This is a genomic window from Cellulomonas sp. P4_B5_2 (genome assembly GCF_056402235.1).
This window is the reverse complement of record NZ_JBFUHU010000447.1, coordinates 1-2,315: the sequence shown is the minus strand read 5'-3', so window position 1 is coordinate 2,315 and position 2,315 is coordinate 1. Positions and strand designations below refer to the sequence as shown.

The 2,315-nt window shown below is 69.8% G+C and carries 2 protein-coding genes; both read left to right on the top strand.

The window, feature by feature from the left end; genetic code table 11:
• Positions 1-467, top strand: a 467-nt coding sequence (locus AC1DUQ_RS20915) for a single-stranded DNA-binding protein (protein WP_477074537.1), incomplete at its 5' end; no start/stop codon positions are given.
• Between the two features lie 159 nt (positions 468-626).
• The gene (ettA, locus tag AC1DUQ_RS20910) at positions 627-2,309 is read left to right on the top strand and encodes an energy-dependent translational throttle protein EttA (protein WP_477062745.1); all 1,683 of its coding nucleotides are present in this window, start codon (positions 627-629) and stop codon (positions 2,307-2,309) included.
• Positions 2,310-2,315: the final 6 nt, after the last annotated feature.

Genomic DNA, 2,315 nt, shown 5'->3' with positions numbered 1-2,315 from the left:
GCACCGAGGTGCGGATCCACCACGAGTCGGACGGCGGCGTCCCGTTCACCACGTTCCGGCTGGGCAGCACGCGCCGCTGGTTCGACAAGCAGGCCGGCGTCTGGAAGGACGCGCAGACCGAGTGGTTCAACGTGAAGGTGTGGCGCACCACCGCGCTGAACGCGGCGCGGTCGCTGCGCAAGGGCGACCCCGTCATCGTGCAGGGGCAGCTGTCGACCGAGGAGTGGGTGGGCGCCGACGGCCCGCGGACGTCGCTCGTGCTGGACGCGAGCGCGCTCGGACCGAACCTGGCGTTCGGCAGCAGCCACTTCGCGCGGACGGTCAGCCCCGCGGTCGCGTCCGACGACACGTCCGACGAGGCACCCGCGGACGTCTCCGGGCTGGAGGAGCTCCCGGAGGACGAGGGCGCAGGTCAGGCACCCGCGCAGGACGAGGAGCAGGGGCTCGCACTGGCCGGCGCCAGGTGATCGCCTAGGCTGGGGCACCGGCACCCGACGACGTGGCTGGTCGGACCGCGCGCACCCCGTGCCGCGCGGTCGACCCGCCGCCGGGATGCTGGTCAGCAGTGCCCCGAGCCACGCGAGCGCCGGGGCGACCCCACGAGCACCGAGGCGGACGAAGAGCCAGTGGCTGAGTTCATCTACTCCATGTACAAGACGCGCAAGGCGCACGGCGACAAGGTCATCCTCGACGACGTCACCCTCAACTTCCTGCCGGGCGCCAAGATCGGCGTCGTCGGACCCAACGGCGCCGGGAAGTCGACGATCCTCAAGATCATGGCCGGCCTCGACCAGCCGTCGAACGGCGAGGCGCGCCTGAGCCCGGGCTACACGGTCGGCATCCTGCAGCAGGAGCCGCCGCTGAACGAGTCCAAGACGGTGCTCGGCAACGTCGAGGAGGGCGTCGCCGAGATCAAGGGCAAGCTCGACCGGTACAACGAGATCTCGGAGCTGATGTCCCAGCCGGACGCGGACTTCGACGCGCTGCTGGCCGAGATGGGCCACCTGCAGGAGGCGATCGACGCCGCCGACGCCTGGGACCTGGATGCCCAGCTGGACCAGGCGATGGACGCCCTGCGCTGYCCGCCGCCGGACGCCGACGTCACCGTCCTGTCCGGTGGTGAGCGCCGCCGGGTCGCCCTGTGCAAGCTGCTCCTGGAGAAGCCGGACCTCCTGCTCCTCGACGAGCCCACCAACCACCTGGACGCGGAGAGCGTGCTCTGGCTGGAGGCCCACCTCAAGGACTACCCCGGCGCCATCCTGGCCGTCACCCACGACCGGTACTTCCTGGACCACGTCGCGGAGTGGATCTGTGAGGTCGACCGCGGCCGGCTGTACCCGTACGAGGGCAACTACTCCACCTACCTGGAGAAGAAGGGCGAGCGCCTGGCCATCCAGGGCAAGAAGGACCTCAAGCTGGCCAAGCGCCTCAAGGACGAGCTGGAGTGGGTGCGGTCCAACGCCAAGGGCCGGCAGACCAAGTCCAAGTCGCGCCTGGCGCGCTACGAGGAGATGGCCGCCGAGGCGGACCGCACCAGGAAGCTCGACTTCGAGGAGATCCAGATCCCGCCGGGTCCGCGACTCGGCTCGATCGTGCTGGAGGCCAAGAGCCTGGGCAAGGGCTTCGACGGGCGCGTGCTCATCGACGACCTGAGCTTCACGCTGCCCCGCAACGGCATCGTCGGCGTCATCGGTCCCAACGGCGTCGGCAAGACCACGCTGTTCAAGACGATCGTCGGGCTCGAGCCGCTGGACAAGGGCGAGCTCAAGGTCGGCGAGACGGTGTCGATCTCCTACGTCGACCAGTCGCGCGGCGGGATCGACCCCAAGAAGACCCTGTTCGAGGTGGTCTCGGACGGGCTCGACTTCCTCAAGGTCGGCAACGTCGAGATGCCGTCGCGCGCCTACGTGGCCGCGTTCGGCTTCAAGGGTCCCGACCAGCAGAAGCCSGCCGGSGTGCTGTCCGGCGGCGAGCGCAACCGCCTCAACCTCGCGCTCACGCTCAAGCAGGGCGGCAACCTGCTCCTGCTCGACGAGCCCACCAACGACCTGGACGTCGAGACGCTCGGCTCGCTGGAGAACGCGCTGCTCGAGTTCCCCGGTTGCGCAGTCGTGGTCTCGCACGACCGGTGGTTCCTCGACCGGGTGGCGACGCACATCCTGGCCTACGAGGGGACCGAGGACGAGCCGGGCAACTGGTACTGGTTCGAGGGCAACTTCGCGTCCTACGAGGAGAACAAGGTGGAGCGGCTGGGCGCCGACGCCGCCCGCCCGCACCGCGTGACGTACCGCAAGCTGCGCCGCGACTGACGTCTG